The 21424-nt window shown below is 62.8% G+C and carries 16 protein-coding genes (1 of these 16 running past the window's edge); 4 read left to right on the top strand and 12 right to left on the bottom strand.

All coding sequences use genetic code 11. The annotated features are described in order from the left end of the window. The first annotated feature begins 57 nt into the window (after positions 1–57). Complete coding sequence (gene yaaA, locus AC1VVK_RS18725) at positions 58–810, top strand: peroxide stress protein YaaA (RefSeq protein WP_482906288.1); 753 nt, start codon at positions 58–60, stop codon at positions 808–810. 285 nt (positions 811–1095) lie between these two features. Further along, the gene (locus AC1VVK_RS18720; protein WP_132391452.1) at positions 1096–2475 is read left to right on the top strand and encodes an arylsulfotransferase family protein; all 1380 of its coding nucleotides are present in this window, start codon (positions 1096–1098) and stop codon (positions 2473–2475) included. Positions 2476–2708: 233 nt separating this feature from the next. On the opposite strand, the gene cobA is transcribed toward AC1VVK_RS18720, so the two are convergent. The 10 genes from cobA to AC1VVK_RS18670 form a co-directional block, all read right to left on the bottom strand. After that, entirely contained in the window at positions 2709–3476 is a 768-nt protein-coding gene (gene cobA, locus AC1VVK_RS18715) for a uroporphyrinogen-III C-methyltransferase (protein ID WP_482906287.1), read from the bottom strand. After that, positions 3473–3808 carry a nitrite reductase small subunit NirD gene (nirD, locus tag AC1VVK_RS18710; protein ID WP_482906286.1) on the bottom strand — a complete coding sequence of 112 codons (336 nt, stop codon included), beginning with the start codon at positions 3806–3808 and terminating at the stop codon, positions 3473–3475. Before nirD ends, cobA begins: the two co-directional genes overlap by 4 nt. Positions 3809–3813: 5 nt before the next feature. Further along, on the bottom strand, positions 3814–6330 hold the full coding sequence (gene nirB, locus AC1VVK_RS18705; RefSeq protein WP_482906285.1) for a nitrite reductase large subunit NirB: 2517 nt from the start codon (positions 6328–6330) through the stop codon (positions 3814–3816). A gap of 220 nt (positions 6331–6550) precedes the next feature. Further along, on the bottom strand, positions 6551–7780 hold the full coding sequence (locus AC1VVK_RS18700; protein ID WP_482906284.1) for a hypothetical protein: 1230 nt from the start codon (positions 7778–7780) through the stop codon (positions 6551–6553). Positions 7781–7856: 76 nt separating this feature from the next. Continuing rightward, complete coding sequence (locus AC1VVK_RS18695; RefSeq protein ID WP_482906283.1) at positions 7857–9134, bottom strand: nitrate/nitrite transporter; 1278 nt, start codon at positions 9132–9134, stop codon at positions 7857–7859. Positions 9135–9344: 210 nt separating this feature from the next. Next, positions 9345–10559: a CmpA/NrtA family ABC transporter substrate-binding protein gene (locus AC1VVK_RS18690; RefSeq protein WP_482906282.1), complete on the bottom strand. Its 1215-nt coding sequence runs from the start codon at positions 10557–10559 to the stop codon at positions 9345–9347. After that, on the bottom strand, positions 10556–11137 hold the full coding sequence (locus AC1VVK_RS18685) for an ANTAR domain-containing response regulator (RefSeq protein ID WP_132391466.1): 582 nt from the start codon (positions 11135–11137) through the stop codon (positions 10556–10558). Before AC1VVK_RS18685 ends, AC1VVK_RS18690 begins: the two co-directional genes overlap by 4 nt. Before the next feature lie 94 nt (positions 11138–11231). After that, positions 11232–15410 (bottom strand): bifunctional nitrate reductase/sulfite reductase flavoprotein subunit alpha, encoded by a 4179-nt coding sequence (locus tag AC1VVK_RS18680; protein ID WP_482906281.1) that lies wholly within the window; start codon positions 15408–15410, stop codon positions 11232–11234. A gap of 318 nt (positions 15411–15728) precedes the next feature. After that, positions 15729–17045: a class I SAM-dependent methyltransferase gene (locus AC1VVK_RS18675; RefSeq protein WP_482906280.1), complete on the bottom strand. Its 1317-nt coding sequence runs from the start codon at positions 17043–17045 to the stop codon at positions 15729–15731. A gap of 709 nt (positions 17046–17754) precedes the next feature. After that, positions 17755–18120 carry a cupin domain-containing protein gene (locus AC1VVK_RS18670; protein WP_482906279.1) on the bottom strand — a complete coding sequence of 122 codons (366 nt, stop codon included), beginning with the start codon at positions 18118–18120 and terminating at the stop codon, positions 17755–17757. Between AC1VVK_RS18670 and AC1VVK_RS18665 the strand changes: the two genes are divergently transcribed. Then, complete coding sequence (locus AC1VVK_RS18665) at positions 18119–18325, top strand: hypothetical protein (protein WP_482906278.1); 207 nt, start codon at positions 18119–18121, stop codon at positions 18323–18325. The two genes, AC1VVK_RS18670 and AC1VVK_RS18665, sit on opposite strands and share 2 nt — an antisense overlap. 159 nt (positions 18326–18484) lie before the next feature. Here the strand turns inward: AC1VVK_RS18665 and AC1VVK_RS18660 are convergent, their stop codons facing one another. Continuing rightward, entirely contained in the window at positions 18485–18823 is a 339-nt protein-coding gene (locus tag AC1VVK_RS18660; RefSeq protein ID WP_482906277.1) for a hypothetical protein, read from the bottom strand. 946 nt (positions 18824–19769) lie between these two features. Continuing rightward, complete coding sequence (locus tag AC1VVK_RS18655) at positions 19770–20099, bottom strand: hypothetical protein (RefSeq protein ID WP_482906276.1); 330 nt, start codon at positions 20097–20099, stop codon at positions 19770–19772. Between the two features lie 805 nt (positions 20100–20904). Here AC1VVK_RS18655 and AC1VVK_RS18650 point away from each other — a divergent pair. After that, positions 20905–21424: the 5' end (the start) of an IS5 family transposase gene (locus AC1VVK_RS18650; protein ID WP_482906738.1), read on the top strand. It continues 563 nt past the right edge of the window; only the first 520 of its 1083 coding nucleotides appear in the window; the start codon lies at positions 20905–20907; its stop codon lies beyond the right edge, outside the window.

Below are 21424 nucleotides of genomic sequence, written 5' to 3'. Positions count from 1 at the left end.
CGGAAGAATGGAGGCCAAGGTTTGACGCATAAGCCGGGGCTGGCTACCGCCTGAGCCATGATCGTTCTGCTCTCTCCCGCCAAGACTCTCGACTTCGAACGCACGCTGCCGGCTCTTGCCGCCACGACGCCACATTTCGTCAAGGAAGCGCACGATCTTGCCAAATCGGCCGCGAACCTTCCGCAAAAGCGCTTGGCTGAATTGATGCGCATCTCGCCGCGCCTCGCAAAACTCAATGCCGACCGCTTCCGCGACTTCGCCGACCTGCCGGAGCGACAGGCACTCTATGCCTTTGCGGGTGACGTCTACACGGGGTTCGAGGTGGACACACTGGACGAGCCGGGCGTGGCCTTTGCCCAGGACCATGTGCGAATTTTGTCCGGCCTTTACGGGCTGCTTCGCCCGATGGATGCGATCCGTCCCTATCGCCTGGAAATGGGAACGCGCTGGGCGCCGCGTCACAAGAAGTTGACCGACTGGTGGGGCGACCGCATCGCCGCCCTGTTGCGGCAGGAAGTCGCAGACGAAGGATCTGGCGTAGTGCTCAATCTGGCCAGCCAGGAATACTTTGCCGCCGTCGAGGACCGGCTGAAGGGCATGCGCGTCATCAACGTCGACTTCCGCGAGCCGGGTCCGAACGGCCCGCGCTTCGTGAGCTTCAACGCCAAAAAGGCGCGGGGCATGATGGCGCGGTGGATGTGCGAACATCATATCGTCGATGCGGATGCCATGCGCGGGTTCGACAGCGACGGATATCGCTTCGATCCGCACGAGAGTGACGCCGACAACTGGCGCTTCACGCGGGCGTGACTAGGGCGGAGCGTTCGCATTTTCGATCCGCGAACCCCTCCCCTCGGCGCGCAGCTGAGACCGCGCGCAAGCGAACATCTTCGAACCGTCCAGGCAGCTTGAGGTTCAAGCGGCCGGGATAAGGGGCGGCTTTCTCGGCCATCGGGACTTGCGACGATCTGCATCGGCAGATTGCCGACAAGCTAAACTCCATGGGGGCATTAGATTTTCTCCTTTGCCGCATTCTCAATCAAATTGATAGAGAATGCGGCCTGTTTGGCGGCAGGTCCATGAGAGGAGACATTTATGAGAAAAGCACTTTGGGTTGCTGCTGCCCTGCTCGGTTCCGCGGGAACTGCCGCACTTGCAAACCCCAGCGTCTTTCCCACGGGAACGACCCGCTACGATCCGGCGAAAGCCTGGAACGGCTATGTGATCTTCAGCGGGACCGACGAAAAAACCCATCTGATCGACATGAACGGCAACGAAGTCCGCACATGGGATCATCAGGGTTTTCCCGGTGAACTCCTCGATCCGGCGGTAACGGGCGGAGCCAAGGGCCATGTCCTCGTCCAGCTGGCGGCCAGCGACCAGAATGGCATCGGCACCGTGCCGGGCATGAAGATCTTCAGCAACAAGTCGATCGCCGAACTGGACTGGAACGGCAAAGTCACCTGGCAGTGGAATGGCGAGGGCACGCCGCCGGGCGAAGCGCGCCAGCACCATGACTGGCAGCGCCTCGCCAATGGCAACACGCTGGTACTGGCCAACTGGCCGCACAAGGTGGATGGCTTCACGTTGCCGCAGCAGCTTGACGATGCCGTCTACGAAGTGACGCCTGCCGGCAAGGTCGCGTGGCGATGGGCGGTATCGGAACATCTCGATGAACTCGGCTTCACGGCCGAGCAGTTGAAGCTCATCCGCGAAGCTTCGACACCGGATTACTTCCACCTCAACGACATGACGTCGGTGGGCCCCAACAAGTGGTTCGACGGCGGCGACAAGCGCTTCGCGCCCGACAATGTCCTGATCGATTCCCGCAACGGCGATTTCGTGGCCATCATCGACAGGAAGAGCGGCAAAGTCGTCTGGCACCTGGGGCCGAACCTGCCGCCTCTGGTCAGTCACGCCGCGGGCGCTCGCCCTGCCCCGGCTCCGCAGCCCGGTCAGCCGGTCGACCAGTTTGTCGGTCAGCATGACGCGCATATCATTCCCAAGGGACTGCCCGGTGCGGGTGACTTGCTGCTGTTCGATAATCAGGGCGCCGCAGGCTATCCCGACGCCGAACTCGCGACCGTTGGCGGCTCGCGCGTGTTGGAGATCGATCCCACCACGGGCAAGGTCGTCTGGTCCTACACGGCCGATAATTCCGACCAGCCGCTCTGGGCATTCCGCAGCGCCTTCATCTCCAGCGCGCGCCGCTTGCCGAATGGCAATACGCTGATCGACGAAGGCATGAACGGCCGCTTCTTCCAGGTGACCCCGGCTGGCGAGATCGTCTGGGAATATGTCAGCCCCTATTTCGCGAAGACGTCTGCCGCCGGCAGCGGCCGCCCGGTGACGAGCAACTGGGTCTATCGCGCCCAGCCCGTGCCCTACGACTGGACGCCCGAAGGCACACCGCACGAGGAAACCGCAGTCGTTCCGCCCACGCCTGCAAACTTCCACATCAAGGCGGGCGCATAACGAAAATCCCACCCGCCTGCGACAGCGCCAGGCGGGTGGGAAATTACATCAGCAAATCGGCCCGCCTCGCCCCTCCTTGGCCGACGATGCAAATGGCATTTGAGCCGGCCAGCGGGCTCAGCGCGGCACTGGCATCCGCCCGAAGGCATTGCGCAAGGGGACTTCTTCAATGCCGTCCGATGCCCGGATCGCATCGATGATCGTCCGCGCGGCCTCATCAATGGATAAAGCCGTCACGCATATCCCTTCGCAAAGGTCCGTGCAGAAGGAACCGGACGGTGCTGGCCGACAGCCTCGCCAATCAAAAGCAGGGTCGGATCGTCATCGCTGACCGTGGCGACCAGAAATGCCAATGCGGACAGGTGCCCGCGAATAAGACGCTCGCTGGCCAGCGAGACGTCCACTGCCACCATCACCGGTGTTTGGGGGTCGCAGCCCGCCGCGATCAGTGAACTGGCGATTTCCCCCGCCGCCGCGCGGCCCATATAGACGCCCAGCGTGCCCCCTGCCCTGACCAGCGCGTCCCAGTCGAGATCCAGCCGCTCGCCCGCGCGCGCATGGGCCGTCAGCAGAGTGATCGAGCGCGTAACGCCGCGCAGCGTCAGCGAGGCATTGGCGCTGGCAGCGGCAGCGCTGGCCGTGGTGACACCGGGACAGACGCGCACGGCAACGCCCGCCTGTACGAGATGGTCCATTTCTTCGGCGGATCGCCCGAATACCGAGGGATCGCCGCCCTTCAGGCGTACCACGCGCTTTCCCGAGAGCGCGGCCTGCAACAGCAGATCGTTGATGGACCCTTGCGCCTTGCTATGCCGGCCTGACCGCTTGCCGACGCTCACAGCCTCGATCCCCTGCGGGATCAGTTCGAGCACGCCCGGGCCGACCAGCGCATCGTAGAACACCACGTCCGCCGCACGGATCAGGCGCTCGGCCTTGCGCGTGAGCAGGTCCGGATCGCCCGGCCCGGCGCCCACCAGCCAGACTTCGCCCGGCGCGATCAAGCCGCCACCTGCAAGGTCTGAGGATGGGCGATCAGGATGCGATCGCCTTCCCGCCGCACCGCGATCGTCGGGGTGCAACCCTTGTCCTCGCCCTGCGCCTCGCCGCTGGCAAGGGCGATGTTCCAGTTGTGCAGCGGGCAGGCGACCGAATGGCCATGGACGATGCCCTGACTGAGCGGCCCCTTCTTGTGCGGACACTCGTTGACGAGCGCGAAGACCTTGTCGTCGCCGGTGCGGAACACGGCGATCTCCTTCTCGCCCTCTACTTGAACGGTGCGCGCGCCGCGCAGGGGAATGTCGGACAAAGTGCCGATGTCGATCCAGTCGTTCATGTGCGTTACTCCGCTGCAATTGCCAGAGGTTCAAGATGCTGGTGCAGTTCAGCTTCGCGACCGGCCGCACGCTCGGCCCAGGGGTCATCCTGGCTGAAGCTTTGCGAATAGAGGAATCGGCCGCGCAGAGCCTCGCGGCCAACCTCGTCCTCGACGATGCGCTGCTTGACGTAATCGACGCCGACACGCTCGATCCACGGCGCGGTGCGTTCCAGATAACGCGCTTCCTCACGGTAGAGCTGGACGAAGGCCGCGCAGTAATCGAGCGCTTCCTGCTCGGTGGCGACCTTGCAGAGCAGATCGGTGACGCGCACGTGAATGCCGCCATTGCCGCCGACATGGAGTTCGTAACCCGAGTCCACGCAGACCACGCCGAAGTCCTTGATCGTCGCCTCGGCGCAATTGCGCGGGCAGCCGGAAACCGCGATCTTGAACTTGTGGGGCATCCACGATCCCCAGGTCATCCGCTCGGTCTTCACGCCAAGGCCAGTGGAATCCTGCGTACCGAACCTGCACCATTCGGAGCCGACGCACGTCTTCACCGTGCGCAGCGATTTCCCGTAGGCATGGCCGGAGACCATCCCGGCGGCATTGAGATCGGCCCAGACGGCGGGCAGGTCTTCCTTCTTGATCCCGAAAATGTCGAGCCGCTGGCCGCCGGTGACTTTCACCATCGGCGCGTCGTACTTCTCCACCACATCGGCAATCGCGCGCAGTTCGCGCGGATTGGTAAGACCGCCCCACATGCGCGGCACTACGGAATAAGTGCCGTCCTTCTGGATATTGGCGTGCATGCGCTCGTTGACGAAGCGGCTCTGCTGGTCGTCCTCATACTCACCGGGAAGCGCGCAAAGCAGATAGTAATTGAGCGCCGGACGGCAGGAGGAGCAACCATCGGGCGTGGACCAGTGGAGCTTGTGCATCGCTTCGGGGATCGACTTCATCTCCTGCGCCACGATCTCCCGCCGCACATCGTCATGGGTGAAGCTGGTGCACTTGCAGAGGGTCTTGGGACCGGATTTGACTTCATCGCCCAGTGTCAGCGCCAGCAGGCTCTCGACGAGGCCGGTGCACGAGCCGCAGCTTGCCGAAGCCTTGCAGGTGGCGCGCACCGCATCGAGGCTGCAAGCGCCCGCTTCGATGCAGGACACGACCTGCCCCTTGGACACGCCGTTGCAACCGCACACTTCCGCATCGGCAGGCAGCGCGGCCGCCGCCGCCAGCGGATCGGCATTACCGCCGGAGGCGAAAGCCTGCCCCAGAATGAGGGTAGCGCGGATCTCCGAGATATCCTCGCCCTTGCGCAGCAGGTCGAAGTACCAGTTGCCATCGGCCGTATCGCCATAGAGAACGGCGCCGACGATCCTGCCCTCCTTGATGACAACGCGCTTGTAGACGCCGCGCGAAGCATCGCGCAGGACCACGTCCTCGCACCCCTCTCCGCCCGAGAAGTCACCGGCGGAAAACACGTCTAGCCCGGCAACCTTGAGCTTGGTGGACGTGACCGAACCGCGATAGCCGCTGTGCCGGTCGGTCAGGCCGTCGGCGAGGCTGCGGCACATGTCCCAGAGCGGCGCGACAAGGCCGTAGACATTGCCCTGATGCTCGACGCATTCGCCGACCGCGAGCACGGCGGGGTCGCTGGTCACCATGTGATCGTCGACCTTGATGCCGCGATTGACCTCGAGCCCGGCGTCGCGCGCCAGCGCGGTGGACGGGCGGATGCCGACGGCCATGACCACCAGACTGGCCGGAATTTCGCGCCCGTCCTTGAGGCGCACGCCCTCGACTTTGCCCTGACCATAGATTTCGGCAGTGTCGGCCCCGGTCAGGATCGTCTGGCCGCGCGCTTCGAGCGCGGTCTTGAGCAGCCAGCCTGCCGCCTCGTCCAACTGGCGCTCCATCAGCGTGGGCATCAGGTGGATGACGGTGACTTTCATGCCGCGCAGCGACAGGCCATGCGCGGCTTCCAGACCGAGCAGGCCCCCGCCGATCACCACCGCGTCGCCGCCTTCGGCCGCTGCCGCGACCATGGTGTCCACGTCCTTCATGTCGCGGAAGGAAATGACGCCGGGCAGATCCTTGCCGGGCACGGGAATGATGAAAGGATCGGAGCCGGTGGCAATCAGCAGCCGGTCGTAATGGACCCTGCGGCCGGACTGCGACGTGACGGTCTTTGCTGCGCGGTCGATGGCAACGACCGGGTCCGAAGCGACCAGTTCGATGCCGTTGTCATCGTACCATGCGCGGGGATTGATGACGATCTGATCGAACGTCTTCTCGCCCGCCAGCACCGGCGAAAGCATGATGCGGTTGTAGTTCACGTGCGGTTCGGCGCCGAAAATGGTGACACGGTAACGCCCGGCGTCGCGTGCCAGCAGTTCCTCCACCGCACGGCACCCGGCCATGCCATTGCCCACGACCACAAGATGCTCGCGCACATCATCCGATGGCACGACGAGGGCCTCGTCGTAGTCCGGCGCCGTGGTTTGCTGGGGTTCGATCCCGTCCTGAAATTCCATTCGCGAGACTCCGCAAAAAGCAAAGGGAGAAAAGAGAAAAGGCCGCCATCCAGACCCTCGGTTCGAAACCGAAAGTCTGGATGGCGGCCTTGCCATCGTTCGAGCCTCCACGACCCGCCAATGGGCCGCTTCGGTGATGTAGGAAGGACAGCGTCGTCCTTTGCACTGCACCATATGGGGAAACGCCCGAGGGCTCAAGCGATTCCGTCATGCCTCCTGATCAATAAGCCCAGTCCAATTGAATCCAGTACTTATCGGTATCTGTCGCCATTTCTCGGGCGTCGTAACGGGCATAGCGCAGCGATAAAGTCGTCCTGCGCAGCTTCGCAGATGCGAGAAGATCGACCTCATTGCCATAGTGCTGGCCAAGGCGGTCGCTTTCGAAACGATGCCATGAGCCTTGCAGCCCAACCGCCGAAAACGGCCCCAGCTGCTTCCAGCCATAACCGCCGCCGAAATAGAGATCGCGCACGCCGTTCGCAGGCGTGGTCAGGAACTTGTCGGCCCACCCCTGAAACTTGAAATTGGTGCCAAGCGGGGTCTGAAAGCTGGTGAAGGGCTTGCCGCCATCCGGGCTGCCGCCGGCACCGAGAACTTCGTATCCGGCATTCAGTTTCCAGCCCTTCGCATCGAGCGTGGCATCCGCCAGCCAATAATCAGCATGATAGTCGTCCGGATTGCGATGCCAGTCGAACTGGCGAGCATAACTCGCTTGCCAGGAGAGTTTCACCTCAGTGGAGAGGGCACGACTGCCCACCAATCGTGCGCCATAAGTCTGGCTGGACAGTCTGTATCCCTGCACAGCCGCCTCGTCCTGATCGCCGAGGTAGCCAAAGCCGGTCAATGTACCGATAGGTGTCGCCAAGGACAGGTTCGCGAACACATTGTTCCCGCCCGCGGCCTGCGGACGCGCGCCGTGTCCATCGACGCCCCAGATCGTGCGCACGCTCCACGCATAGGACAGATCGAGCTTCAACCCCTTCAGCGGCATCACTTCGGCCCGCACGGCATCGAACGTCTGCGCATTGTCACGAAAACCGACATTTCCGACGAAACGCTCGTCATCCAGCGCGATTTTCTGCCGCCCGGCAGTGAGCGCGATGATCGGCGTCCTGTATTGAAGCTGCGCCAGATAAAGCGCCACATTCTGCGGATCGGCGACCAACGGCCGGGTAGCGGCGCCGTGAAGACCATCGTAGTAATCGCCCACTGCCGCCAGTGTGCCTTGCGCAACGACGGTAGCGCTCAGCGGGCCGCTCGCCGCCGAAGCCCCGCCGCGAACGCGCAGCGTCAGGGCATCGGCGGAGGCGTCCAGTCCATCCTGATCGACATGCTCATAGCGAACCCGCGCCTCGGCCACGGGCTTCAGCACCACTTCATCGGCATGAGCAGAGCCGGCGCAAGACATCGCGGCGGTCATGGCGACCGCCGTTCCCAACAGATATCGCATTGGATGTTTCCCCCCTGGGAAAGTAATTGGGCGGCGGTACGGACCCTATCGGTCCGTCCGCCGCCTCCCTCTCCGATCAGATACGCGCGCCGGTCTTCCAGTTGGCGCGCCAGCGGGTCTTGACCAGAGCCACGCCTGCCTGAGCAGCCACGGCGAGCCCCGCGAAGATCAGGAAACCGGGCGCGAAGCTGCCGGTCATCTGCTTGGCAAGGCCCAGCGAGCTGGCCAGGTAGAACCCGCCGATCCCGCCCGCCATGCCGACCAGCCCGGTCATCACGCCGATCTCCGCCTGAAAACGCTGCGGCACGAGCTGGAAGACCGATCCGTTACCGGTGCCCAGCGCCAGCATGGCCAGCACGAACATGCCGAGCGCGCCCGGCAGCGAGTGGGCCTGCGCCACCCCGACCAGCGCGACGGCCGCGACCGCATAGACCATCATCAGCGCCTTCACGCCGCCGATGCGGTCGGCCAGCGCGCCGCCCATCGGGCGCACCAGCGATCCGGCGAACACGCAGCCCGCAGTGCAATAGCCGGCCGTGATGGAGGTAAGCCCGAACTGGTCGGTGAAGTAGATCGGCAGCGAGGCGGCAAGGCCCACGAAACCGCCGAACGTCACGGCATAAAAGCCCATCAGCCACCATGCGTCGGCCTGTTTCAGCGGCCCGAAGTAATCGACCAGCTTGCGCGGCGGCGGCTGGTTGGGCGCATCCTTGGCAAGGATCAGATAGACCACCAGAACCACCGAAAGCGGTATGCAGGCAAGGCCCAGCACCGCGTTCCAGCCGAAGGTCTTGGCCAGCATCGGTGCGAAAAGCGATGCCAGCACGGTGCCCGAATTGCCCATTCCGGCAAGCCCCATCGCTTTGCCCTGGTGCTCGGCCGGATACCAGCGGCTGGCAAGCGGCAGGGCGATGGCAAAGCTGGCTCCGGCAAAGCCAAGGATCACGCCCAGCGCCAGCGTGCCGCCGAAGCTGTTCACGCCCACGAACCATGCCGTGAACAGGCCCGCGATCACGATCAACTGGCTGATCGCGCCGGAACGCTTGGGGCCGATGCGGTCCACCAGCAGCCCGTTGACCACGCGCAGCAAGGCACCGGCAAGCGTCGGCACTGCCACCATCAGGCCCTTTTCGGCGGGCGTCAGGCCAAGCGTCTTCGAAATTTCCGGCGCCAGCGGGCCCAGCAGGACCCAGACCATGAAGGCCAGATCGAAATAGAGAAAGGCGGCGATCAGCGTCGGCGCATGACCGGCTTTCCAGAAGCTCGTCGCCGGGGCGGCCTCAGGTGTATCTTTGGCCAGTGTATCTTCGGCCGGCGCGGCCTCTCCGTCACGTTTCCAGTAAGCGGTTGCCATCGTAAGTCCCCCGTAAAACGGACACGAAAAAAGCCGCAGGCCGGACGTCACCCTTGGGTGAGACCGGTCAGCGGCTTTGCTGCGAATTTCGGTGAGGATGGCGCTCCACCGTTGAAGCGGCGCATCCAGATATGATCACGCGCCTTCGCGTGAGATCTGCATCATCAGACGATTCGCCTTATGTTGCAAGGCACAAAATTTCGGCCGCTTTCAGTGCGACTGCGAAAAGCCCTTCAGATATTCGTCGATCCGATCAGGATCGAACACCCGGCCGTCGAAGAAGCGATCGGCGCCGAGCGTCAGGTCGCCCTTGCGCGAACCGACCGCCAGCGGGCTGGCCACGGCGCCTTCCAGTTTCATGCTAGCTCCCGGCATCGGCACGTCGCTGCCAGCAAGGGCGCGGCGGAACACGTCGGGACGAAACACCGCGCCGGCTTTCGCGGCGTTTTCGGGCGAATGTTCGACCATGCCCCAACGCACCAGCTGGGAGTAGATCCACAGCGCCTGACTGCGCCACGGAAACGACGTGGCCTCACGCGAAAACAGCACGAAATCCGGTGCAGCGACGGCGGCATCGCCCGCGCGCGGAATGATCCGGCCCGACAGCGCGCGCAGGATCAGATCGGCAGGCTGGTTCACATAGCGCGCATCGGCCAGCAGGTCCGCCAGCGCCTCGTGATTGGCGGGCTCATCGCACCAGGCAGCGGCCCGAGCCAGCGCACGCAGCAGTCGGTCGGCCGTCTCCGGGTTCTCGTCCAGCCACGTCTCGCGGAAGGCCAGCACTTTCTCGACCCCGCGCTGCCAGATCCGCTCTCCGATGGCCACCGCCTCGGCCCGGCCGGAATCGATGGCGGCGCTGCCCCACGGTTCACCGGCGATGAACCCGTCGATCTCCCCCGCGTGGATCGCCTCGCCGGTGAGCGAGGGCGGCAATACGCGCAGCACCACGTCGCGATCGGGATCGATACCCGCGCTGGCCAGCCAGTAGCGCAGCATCAGGGCATGGCTGGAGAAGCGGTGCACCACGCCGATTACCGGCTTGCGTCGCCACAGGCCGATGGCAGAGGCAAAGTCGTGCGCCGTACCCACCGGATCGGCAAGCCGCCGCGCCGGATCGGGCTCCAGCGCGGCCGCAAAATCGCGCGCCATCACCAGCATGTTGCCGTTGACGCCCAGCTTGTAAGGCGCGGCCAATGCGGCGGGCTGCTGGCTGAGCCCCAGCGTCACCGCGACGGCCAGCGGGGCCAGCATATGCGCCGCCTGCACCTGACCATAGACCAGCCGGTCGCGCAGCGTGGCCCAGCTCGTGGTGCGAACGAGGTCGAGCGCGATGCCCTCTTCCTCGGCAAAGCCATTTTCACGGGCGACAGCGAGCACGGCCACGTCGTTCAGCGGCAGGAAGGCGATACGAAGGTTGGTCGTCATAGTCCGCCTCCCAGAAGGTCGCTGGCGGTAATCAGCGCCTGCGCCACGTCTACGATCTTCTTGCCCTGGTTCATCGCGCTGCTGCGCAGCAGGCCATAGGCGTCCTGCTCCGAAAGGCCGCGCTGGTTCATCAGGATCGATTTCGCGCGATCCAGCACCTTGCGATCGGCCAGCGCCGTGCGCGCTTCCTCCAGCTCGGTCTGCATCTTCGAGAAGGCGTTGAAGCGCCGCACCGCCAGTTCCAGCACCGGCTTCACCCGTTCCTTGCGCAGGCCGTCGACCACATAGGCCGAAACGCCTGCGTCGATGGCGGCGCCGATCATCGCCTCGTCCGATTGATCGACGAACATGGCGATGGGCCGCGCCAGCGCGCGGCTGACCGAAAGCATTTCCTCCAGCGTATCGCGGCTGGGACTGCCAAGGTCCATCAGTACGACATCGGGCGCCATGCGCTCCAGCCGCGCGACGAAAGCGCCGCGCGGGGGGACGATGTGAATATCGTCGTAGCCTGCCTCGCGCAGCCCCTCCTCAAGGACGGTTGCCCGCAAGCCGCTGTCATCGATGATGACGATTCTCATGTCCCGCCCCCGGCATTTCGGCGTTGCTGATCGTTGAGTGGTTCGGGCATGTCAACGATCGATCCGGATCATCGGCCGCAATGTATTCCCCGGTTCAGTAGACATCGCGGACATAGCGCTTTTCGCTTTGCATCTGCGCCACATAGTCGCTCGCGTCCTCGCCGCTCATGCCGCCATGTCTGGCAACGATCTGCTTCAGCGCCTTGTCGACATCCTTGGCCATGCGTCCGGCTTCCCCACAGACATAGAAATGGGCGCCGCCGTCCAGCCATCGCCAGAGTTCCGCGCCTTCTTCCTGCATCCGGTGCTGGACATAGATTTTCTCTGCCTGATCGCGCGAGAAGGCCAGGCTGAGCCGGTCGAGATGGCCGGTCCGGCGCCATTCTTCGATCTCTTCGCGGTAATAGAAGTCCGTCGCGGCGTGCTGCTCGCCGAAGAAAAGCCAGTTGCGTCCCTTCGCGCCGCGGGCCTGGCGGTCGTGCAGGAAACCCCGGAACGGGGCGATGCCGGTGCCTGGGCCAACCATGATCGCGCCGCGTGCAGGATCGGCCGGCGGATGGAAATGCGCGGCGGGCTGGAGGAAAATGCCGACATCGGCGTCCTGTGCCCGGTCGGCCATGAATGCCGAACATACGCCGTGGCGACTGCGGCCTTCGCAGGAATAGCGCACTGTCGATACCGTCAATTGCACTTCGTCCACCTGCGCGTGGGGGCTGGACGCGATCGAATAGAAGCGGGGCTGCAGCGGACGCATGACCTGCCCCAGATCGCCGGGGCTCAGACGGACGCCGGTTTCTTGCAGAACGTCGGCGATCTGGCGCCCCCATAGCCACCGGTCGAATTCCGGCTTCCGGTCGGGATCGAGCAGGGGCGCAAAGGACGCATCCGGGCAGCGCTCCGCGATCAGTTCGAGGATACTGCGGTTGAGCCGGGCAATATCCCAATGCCGGATGAGCGCGTCGAAAAGTGCCATCTCGCCGACCTGTTTGACCGCCACGGGCGCTTCGGCGGAGAGATCGAGGACGTTCAGTATTTCGGCGGCCAGCGTGGGGCAGTTTACCGGCCAGACACCCAATGAGTCCCCGGCCTTGTACGTGAAATCCCGCCCGGTCAGGTCGAAACCGAGCTGACGGACCTCCTTCGCAGCCCCCGCTCCGCTCAGCAGGATATTGCGCGAAAGCGCGGTCCTCAGCGGCGTCTTTCGCGAATAGACGGCAGCTGCGACGGCTTCGGCAACTGGCTGCTCCGCCATCTCTAAGATGCGAGTCGGCGCGGGCGCAGATCCGGCATCGGGAGCACTATCCGGCTGAAGCGCGGCCAGAGTACTCGCGATCCAGGAGGCAGCGGCCTCTTCGTAATCAGGCTCGCAATCGATGCGGGGGGCTAGCCTTGCCGCGCCCAGTTCCTCAAGTCGCGCATCGAGTTTACGCCCGAAGCCGCAGAACTGGTCATAGCTGGAATCGCCGAACGCAAGGACGGAATAGCGCAGGCCTTCAAGGCGCGGAGCCGCCGCTTCGGTGAGGGCCGACCAGAACTGCCCGCCATTGTCCGGCGCATCGCCGTCCCCGAACGTGCTTGCGATCAGCAGCACCGTGTCGGCATCGGCCAGTTCGGCGGGTTTCACCGCATCCATGGCCAGCAGCCGAACATCGTGCCGTGCCTGTTTCAACCGGCCGGCGCAGGCCTGGGCGAAAGTTTCGACATTGCCGGTTTGCGAGGCCCAGAGCAGTAGAATCTCACTCGATTGAGAATGGCCCGATGACGGGGCGACGGGCGCTTCGTTTCCATCGGGGAGAGGTGCCCGCGCGAAGAGACCGGCCAGCAATCCGTTCACATAGTGCCGCCGCTCCGGATCGAACGGGGAACCTTGCGGGACGAGGGGCACGTCGCGCGCAGGCAGGGTTTCCAGCGATCGCAGGCCGGATGTGAAGCCCGTGAGATAGGCTCTTTCCTCATCGGAAAGACGCGGCGGCTGTGCAGCTTCCAGCCCCATTACGCGTTCGAAAACGTCAACGGCGGCCTGTTGCATGGGCGAATACCCCGAAAACGATGGCGAAGAAGGCGCGCAGCCTGCGCCTTGCGCTTCGGCCGTGTGCTGAACGGTTTCAGTTTCGGCGGAGCCGGACACCCGCATCAGTGCGACGGCGGAAAACTTGAATTCGGGCTGCAGCGATATCGGGTCCACCGCGTCGCTGGTCACGGCATTGATGGCAAGGTCGTCGCCGAAAACGTCGTTCCAGTGAAACGGCGCGAAGCAGTTGCCCGGGCGAACCCGGTTGGTGACGAGTGCCGGCAGCACCGCCCGTCCGCGCCGCGACCTCACTTCCACCTGATCCCGCTCCCCGATACCCAGCGACGCCGCGTCCTCCGGGTGGATTTCGATGAATGGCCCGGGATTGAGCTTGTTAAGCGTGGGCACTTTCCCGGTCTTGGTCAGGGTATGCCACTGGTGCTGGAGGCGTCCGGTGTTCAGGACCAGCGGAAATTCTTCGTCCGGCATCTCGGCAGCGGGCATGTGCGGGCGCGGCAGGAAATGGGCCTTTCCGCTTTCGGTCGGGAACGCGATGCGCGGCTGGGAGCCATCTTGCTCCACGCGAAGGGTCTGAGAGATGCCGTCGTTCAGATAGCGGATGGGATTGCGGTCGTTCTCCGTTTCCGGCGGACAGGGCCATTGCATGGCGCCTTGCCGCAACCGTTCGTAGCTGGCGCCGCGAATGTCGTATCCAGTTCGCATGTTCTGGAACTGGCGGATTTCCTCAAAAACCTCCGCCGCTGAGGCATATGTGAAGGCGTCGGCATAACCCATCGCGCAGGCCACGCGGGCAATGATCTCCCAGTCCGCCATTGCCTCTCCCGGGGGATCGACGGCCTTTTGCATCAGCGTCAGATTGCGCTCAGAATTGATCATCACCCCCTCGGCCTCTGCCCAGAGCGCCCCCGGCAGGATGATGTCGGCGTAGCGGTTCGTTTCGGTATCGACGTAGACGTCCTGACTGATCACCAGTTCGGCGGCCTCAAGCCCGGCGATTACCGTCTTGCGATTAGATACGCTGGCAACCGGGTTGGTGCAGATGATCCAGCACGCCTTGATGCGCCCTGCCGCCATATCCTCGAACATCGCGACCGTTCCCGCGCCGGTTTCGGTGCGGAGCGTGCCTCTGGCCACGCCCCATACGTCCTCCACTAAATGACGGTCGGCTTCGCTGGTGGTTGCGCGCTGGCCCGGTAGGCCCGGGCCCATATAGCCCATTTCGCGCCCGCCCATCGCATTCGGCTGTCCCGTCAGCGAGAACGGCCCGCTGCCGGGACGACAGATCGCCCCGGTGGCGAGGTGCAGGTTGCAGATCGCATTGGTGTTCCAAGTGCCGTGGGTGCTCTGGTTCAGGCCCATGGTCCAGCAGGTCATCCACTCGCCCGCCGCGCCGATCCACTCGGCAGCCCGGCGCAGATCCGCCTCGGGAATGCCGGTCACTTCGGACACGCGTTCCGGCGCATAGTCCGCCAGAAAGTCCGGCATTGCCTCCCAGCCTTGCGTGAACCGGGCGATAAACTCGCTATCGATGCCGCCAGAAGCAACCAGCAGGTGCAGCAGACCATTGAGCAGTGCGAGATCGGTGCCGGGCCGGATTTGCATGAACAAGTCCGCCTTGTCTGCCGTGGCATTACGGCGCGGATCGACGACGATCAGCTTCGCCCCAGCCTTCACCCGGTCCATCATGCGCAGGAACAGGATCGGATGGCAGTCCGCCATATTCGCGCCGATAACGAAGAACAGGTCCGCCTTGTCGAAATCCTGATAGGACCCGGGAGGCCCATCGGCGCCAATCGACAGCTTATAGCCGCTGGCGGCGCTGGCCATGCAGAGCCGCGAATTGCTCTCGATATTGTTGGTGCCGATGAAGCCCTTGCAAAGCTTGTTGGCAAGATACTGCGCTTCCAGCGACATTTGCCCGGAAACGTAGAGGGACACGGCATCGGGCCCATCCCGGTCGATAATCGCGCGCAGGCCGCTGGCGGTCCGATTGATCGCCTCGGTCATGGGAATGATGCCCTGATCCGTGCCGCCGGCAATGCGGAAATAGGCAGCATCCGCGCGCCCGGGCGCGGTGACGGGGACGTTGCAACTGCTTCCCTTCGTGCAGAGACGGCCGAAGTTGGTCGGATGGCTCTTGTCGCCGGTCACCTTGACGATCCGACCGTCGGCCACGTCCATGACGATGCCGCAGCCGACGCCGCAATAGGGGCAAACGCTTTTGACGGTCTTGCGATTCACGCCTGCCTTCCGCACGAAAAAGGCGCCATCGATCATCACCCTAACAGGTGGATCGATGGCGCCGTTGCCATTTCAAAATTGATGGTAATCTGGGAACCGACGCCGCATCGTTGCGGAATGGCTCCTAAGCCGGCCAATGTTTGTCAGATGAGAAACGACCTCGCAAGCGTCTTTTTTTGCGCTGCACAATCTGTCCGTTTCTCAAGGACCGGTGCTGATCCTCATTGACCTGCCCCCCGAAAGGTCCGTCATTCTGCTATGGTGTTCCCCCTGAGACGGCAAACGGAGCGGCAGGCGCAGCACGGATCATCGCGATCTTCAATGGGTATGTGCGAGCATGATCTGGTGATAGGGGTTGAAGGCCAGAAGATTATCGATCGTATCGGACTCGCGAGCAAATACGCCTAATTCGCGAACACGGCCGGTCCCACTGGTCATGCGCAGGCGGCGATAGGCACTAAAGCCGGTATGTCGCTTCATGAATTCGATTTCGCGGGCGGCGTCGGAGCCGGATTCCCAAAACACGAAGTGCGACACATGACTATCGATCTTTTTGGCGATCTTGACTGCCGTGTCACCCTTATCGAGGAAATGATATAGTACAGTCAGCATGATCGCGACTTCGAATACCTGGTCGCCCAAATCGACGTTTTCTGCGGTATCCTGCCGAAAATCACATTGCGTGTTGAAAAGTTCATTGAGGATCGAAGCGGTGCTGAAGTGGCAATCTTGCGGCTCCACACCAACGACGTGCGCGCCCATACGGCTGAAATGGCGGGAAAAATATCCGGCGTTGCAGCCGATATCCAATACGCTCGCTGGCCGGATATAGCCGAGCGTGTCGGCTATGCAGCTGAGCCGGTTCGGAAAGAAATTGTCCCGATAGGCAAAGGGGATATGGAATTGTGGATGCTCGATGGGAGCGTAAGGTTGGTTATAGCCGATCTGGTCGACATGGTTGCGCACGCGCTCACCGATGGATGGCTCGAATAACGCCGAGAAGGATGAACGCGACATGCGAACATTGGCCCAACGTTCGCGGCGCGCAATCAAATAGCAGGTCCGATGATGGCCATCCCGCAGAATGAAGCGGCCGGTCGATGCATCATATTCGCCCTCAAGAAGAAAGGCTTCGTCTTCAATGCCATTTTCCGCATAACGTGCATTGAGATAATTGAAATAGTCGTAGCGCTGGGAAATTTGGTCCGCCGCACTGCGCGGCAGAGCGATACCCATTGTGTTATGAGTGGTGTTCCACCAATTCTCGTAATAGCTGACATCGAGCTGCGAAGGATCGAAGAAGCCTTCGAAAAGCCGGATGTGGGACCGTAGGCTCATGATTGGTAAGCCGTCGGTGATATTGTGCTGCTGATGCCATAGCGGCGGGCGCTCGGCATAGGCGTTCGGACCATGGATAAAGTCGTTGCTTTCGCAGAACAACATTTCCACGGGCACGCGGCAAATATGCTTATCGCCATCGATGTTGTATGGTTTATGCATTATTTTTCCTATAAAATCAGGATCGCTATTGAGCGCAGCATCGAAGAAGTTCGGCAGCGCGTTCTTTAAAAAGAATGGTGCTGCCAGCAGATATTCATAACCATGACTACGGAAATTTATGATCCGGCAGAACAATCCGTGCCTGAACGACAGGCTGGGGAATCACCTCAACGCGGACACAGCCTTCCGGGGTGCGCAATGATGCAATCTGCCCGATGGGCCATAGGATGAGCCGTCGTTTCGATTATCGGCTCAGGCATCGCGGAGCTTTGGAAATTCATCTCTGACATCCTCATCAAATTGCGCGCATTGAGGGAGCGAAGTGCCCGTACCGCTCGCGTGTTCACGTGCTTCTGCATTTATAGAGGGGTGGAGAGATTATTGGTCCGCTCCGACGGAAGCCGGCCTTGCCGGCTGCAACGGCGGCTGACGACTGTTCGCAGATGGAAGAAGAGCTGAACGAAGCCCTTTGGCCGAAACGGCAAGGGCTTAGTTTGGCGGCATCCAAATCCGGCGGGGATGGTATAGGTGCTGCACTGATGGTCTAGGCGGCGCTCCAGGCCCATAAATCGAGCGACCGCAGTGTTCTTACCGATTCAGCCGCCGCCCTGATCGTGACGCGCTCTCGACGGCGGGCAGAATATCCGGACCAAGGACGCCGCCCCGGCGGAGATCAAGAGGCATGGGCCGTCTTTCAAATTGTCTGCTTCGCCTCGCGGGAAAGGCCGCGCGGCAGATTATGGCTTGGCTGTGTCCGCGTTGCCGCCCACGTATTGCGCGTCGCTGACCTTCTCCATCCAGATCACCGACTTGCCGTCCTTGCTTTCGGCAAGCGCGACATGGGTCATTTCCTCGGAAGGGGCGCGCCATGCCAGTGTTTCACGCCTGGTGGGATCCAGGCGACGTCGCCTGTTTCCAGGGCTTGCGCGGGCCGGCCCCATTCCTGCACAAAGCCGTGGCCACTCGTGACGATCAGCGTCTGACCGAGCGGATGCGTATGCCAGGCGGTTCGCGCGCCGGGCTCGAACATCACGGTCGCCCCGCCGACCCGGGCCGGTGCACCGCGCTGAAAACGACCCTGGACATGCACCTGGCCGGTAAAGTTCTCGTCCGCCCCGACGCTCGACACCCCGGTGCCGGGCTTGATGACGGAGACGCTCAGGTCTTCCGACTTCGGTTCAGCCGTTGCGATCGCCGATAACGACATCATGCCGACGGCGGTGATGGCGTTCGGCCCTGCCGCGAAGTCGCACGAGTTCCGTGAGCGCAAGCCGAGCTGGGCCAAGAAACTCGAGGGCCGAACCTATCACCAAGTCGTTAACCGGCGGGGCTGTCCCAAGGGCGGCGGCGTCGAGGTCGCGACCCGGTTGACGCGGGTCTGGCGCGGCTTCGACCTGCGCACGATCCGCGCATGAGCACCTCGGACCCAAATCGGTTGAGGTGTAAGCGATCGATGTTCCGGAGGCGGCGGCATGAAGATCGCAGCGCACCACATCCAAGGCACGTTTTTTCCGAGTGGAGGGTGAGGAAATCGCCGCTGGACCTACCGGAAGTTCGGCGGAGCCAGCTCTATGTCACACGACGGCGCGCAATGGCGTAATGGGACCAGCCTTGGCCACAAACGCAGCCTGATGCACTGCATCAAGCTCATCAAGGTACCCGTTCAAGCGCTCGTCGCCGAGTTCAATGTGATGCTTGCGTCCGGTGCGTTGCAACTCCCGTAGAGATTCTTCAGCCTCGTGCCGGTCGAGCCTTGAGAGCAGCATTGCTAGAAGATGGCGCGTCGCGAACTGCGCCCCCTCGCACTCGAGGGCCACACGTTCCAAATTGTCTACTCGCTCTTCAATTTTTCTAAACATGCCAATCCACCGCATCACGCGTTTTATCAACGCGAGATATTGGCGCCCCCCCATCGTTTCTTATGAGCCCCCTCGAGGAGGGCCTTAATGATCATTGTAGAATGTTCGCGTGGGTTTCGGTCGTGTAAATCCCCGCATTCCGAATTCGTGTCGATGCCTTTTCATCAGGCGAGGGCGACCGTCGCACTCATTGGCCACCCTCTGATCGCCTCGCGTTACCAGATCGTCCGCGGCGGCGGTGTAGGCAGGTCGCGCATGGCGTGCAAGTTGGGGGGAGAGCGCGCTGTAGCGCGCTGCACTCACTCCTCGGTCGGGCGCTCGCCGTTTGTCATGAGGCGCAGCATCACGTTGACGACGGGCTTCAGCAAACTGTGCGGCGTATCCAGTGCACGGCAAGCTTAATCGCACACTAAAGAATCCCGTATTCAACGTATAGTCGAGCGAACTAACCCATTCCCCGATTTAATGCCTCGTCAATGGCCGCGATCTGGGTGCGGGCAACATCAATTGCGGCGGAATTGTCAAGTTTCGCACTTCTCAGGCAACGGACTCGCATTTCGCCGGTTTCGAGCAATTGGAGGCGGTGTGCGATCCTCTTTCTGCGTTCAACTAGGTCGTGCAGCGTCCAATCCATTGCTTACGTCCATTTGATATCAGCCCAGGCGGGCAATTCCTCGATGCGCGAGAACCGAATTTCCTCGTGCACCACCATTCGTATCGTCGCGTGCGATTGGCTGAGGCGTAAGTTAACGATCAGTAATTACGCGTGATGGCGGTCACGTAACGCTTGGGTCGCACTTTACTGGGCATACTCCGAACATCGACCTGCGACATCGAGTGGTGCCCAATCCGCCAGTGTTTGCGGAAAATGGTTACAGCACATCAGGCCGCCGGGTCGAGTGATTGGCGCAAGGAAACGAGGGGCTGAACCGGCCTGTGTGTCGCGACGGCGGCGCCCGCTACGGGGAGGCGGTCGCCGCGGTTGCCAAGTCCTGTGCAATCAACCTTTGTGCCCATTCGTAGGCGCTGCGGGTATAGGCAAAAGTGGCGTCGCAGCGTTGAGGTCGGCTTCGGAGACCGCCACGAGGGTTGGCGTCGGCAGGGCCAGCACGAACGGTGGCACCGTCAGCTTCAGGGGCGCCGACGGGAGCGGCTCCGGCGGCTGCCGCACGCGGGGAGCAGCGAAGTAATCCCGCACATTATCGGCCAGCAGCGCATCATGCGCGGTCTGGGCATCGTGGGCGATCTCCTGTGATTTGTGCTCGGCTGATGCGGTGGCGGCCTTGGAGGCAGCGACCTGCTTGGCCAAATCGGCGCGGGCGCTTGCCAAAGCGGCCTTTGCTGCGTCACGCTGGGCGAATGCGTCGGGCTTGCCGCTTTATAGCCACCGGCAGTGGGCGAGCATTAGGATGGCGGCCGCTTGGCGTCCAGCAGCCACGACAGGGCAGTCTTGCCAACGCCGAGGTGGCGAGAGCCCAACTCATGCGACCCGCCTGGAACTAAGCATAGCAGGGCCGGACAGGCCATTCATGCCTACGTACTTTCCCTTAGCGGGTTGATAAGGTTGGATTAACCGGATGAAGCGTATTAGGTGTGCGATGAAATGAGTGGGTGAGGTTCCGATGAGGCAGGCCGCAAGCTCGAAAATTGGCGTGATCGTGGTTTCGTCTGCGGTGCTTTGGTCCATGATCATCGGCGCAGCTTTGATCATGGAAGGCCCGTCGCTTCCGATTTGACCTCGGTGTCCGGCGCCCCCCAAGGGTTCGTCTCAGGCCATTAGGCACGAGATGAATCCGCGGAGGCAAGATCGTCCGCCACGCCTTGCGCGGCACCGGCCGCGTCTTGCGCGCTGGCTGCGGCATCGTCCGTGATCTCGATGCCGTCCCGCCAGTACGAATCGTCTGCTTCACCAACAGTGCGCCCAGGCAAGTAAGGCCCACCATGATTTGCGCATGCGCGGCGATCGCGAGGCAGAACACGTGATCCGGCACCGTGCCCCTGAGATCGACGCCGATCAGCGCGCAGGCCCGGCGCTGCGAGACCTGGTAGTGCGGCCAGACTGGACACCTCGAAAAACCGCTGGCGCCTAGCGGCTTGAGCTGATTCACTGCCTTTGCACGACGGTGGAGGCGATGATGGCGGGGCAGTCGAGTTTCTTCGATCTTTCGGACCGATACGAGGCGTTGAGCGCGGCAGGCGATCCACTTGAACGGCTTGCGACTGTCGTCGACTTCGAGGTTTTCCGCGGTCCGTTGGTAGCAGCACTGCGGCGGAGTGTCCGCGGCAAGGGCGGCAGGCCGCCGTTCGATCCGGTCCTCATGTTCAAGATCCTGGTGCTGCAGGCGCTCTACTCGCTGTCCGACGAGGCCACCGAGTTCCAGATTAAGGATCGCTTGTCGTTCCAGCGCTTCCTAGGGCTCGGGCTCGACGGCACGGTGCCGGACGCAACGACGGTGTGGCTGTTCCGCGAGAGGCTGGTCAAGGCCAAGGCGATCGACAGGCTGTTCGCTCGCTTCGATGCCGCGCTCACCGAGCGGGGCTATCTCGCCATGGGTGGGCAGATCATCGACGCCACGGTCGTGCCCGCACCCAAGCAGAGGAACACCGAGGCCGAGAAGATGGCGATCAAGGATGGCCGAGTGCCCGAAGACTGGA

It is taken from the genome of Novosphingobium sp. BL-S-32 (genome assembly GCF_056857055.1).
The sequence above is the reverse complement of the archived record's forward strand: the minus strand, read 5'-3'. Positions and strand labels throughout refer to the sequence as shown.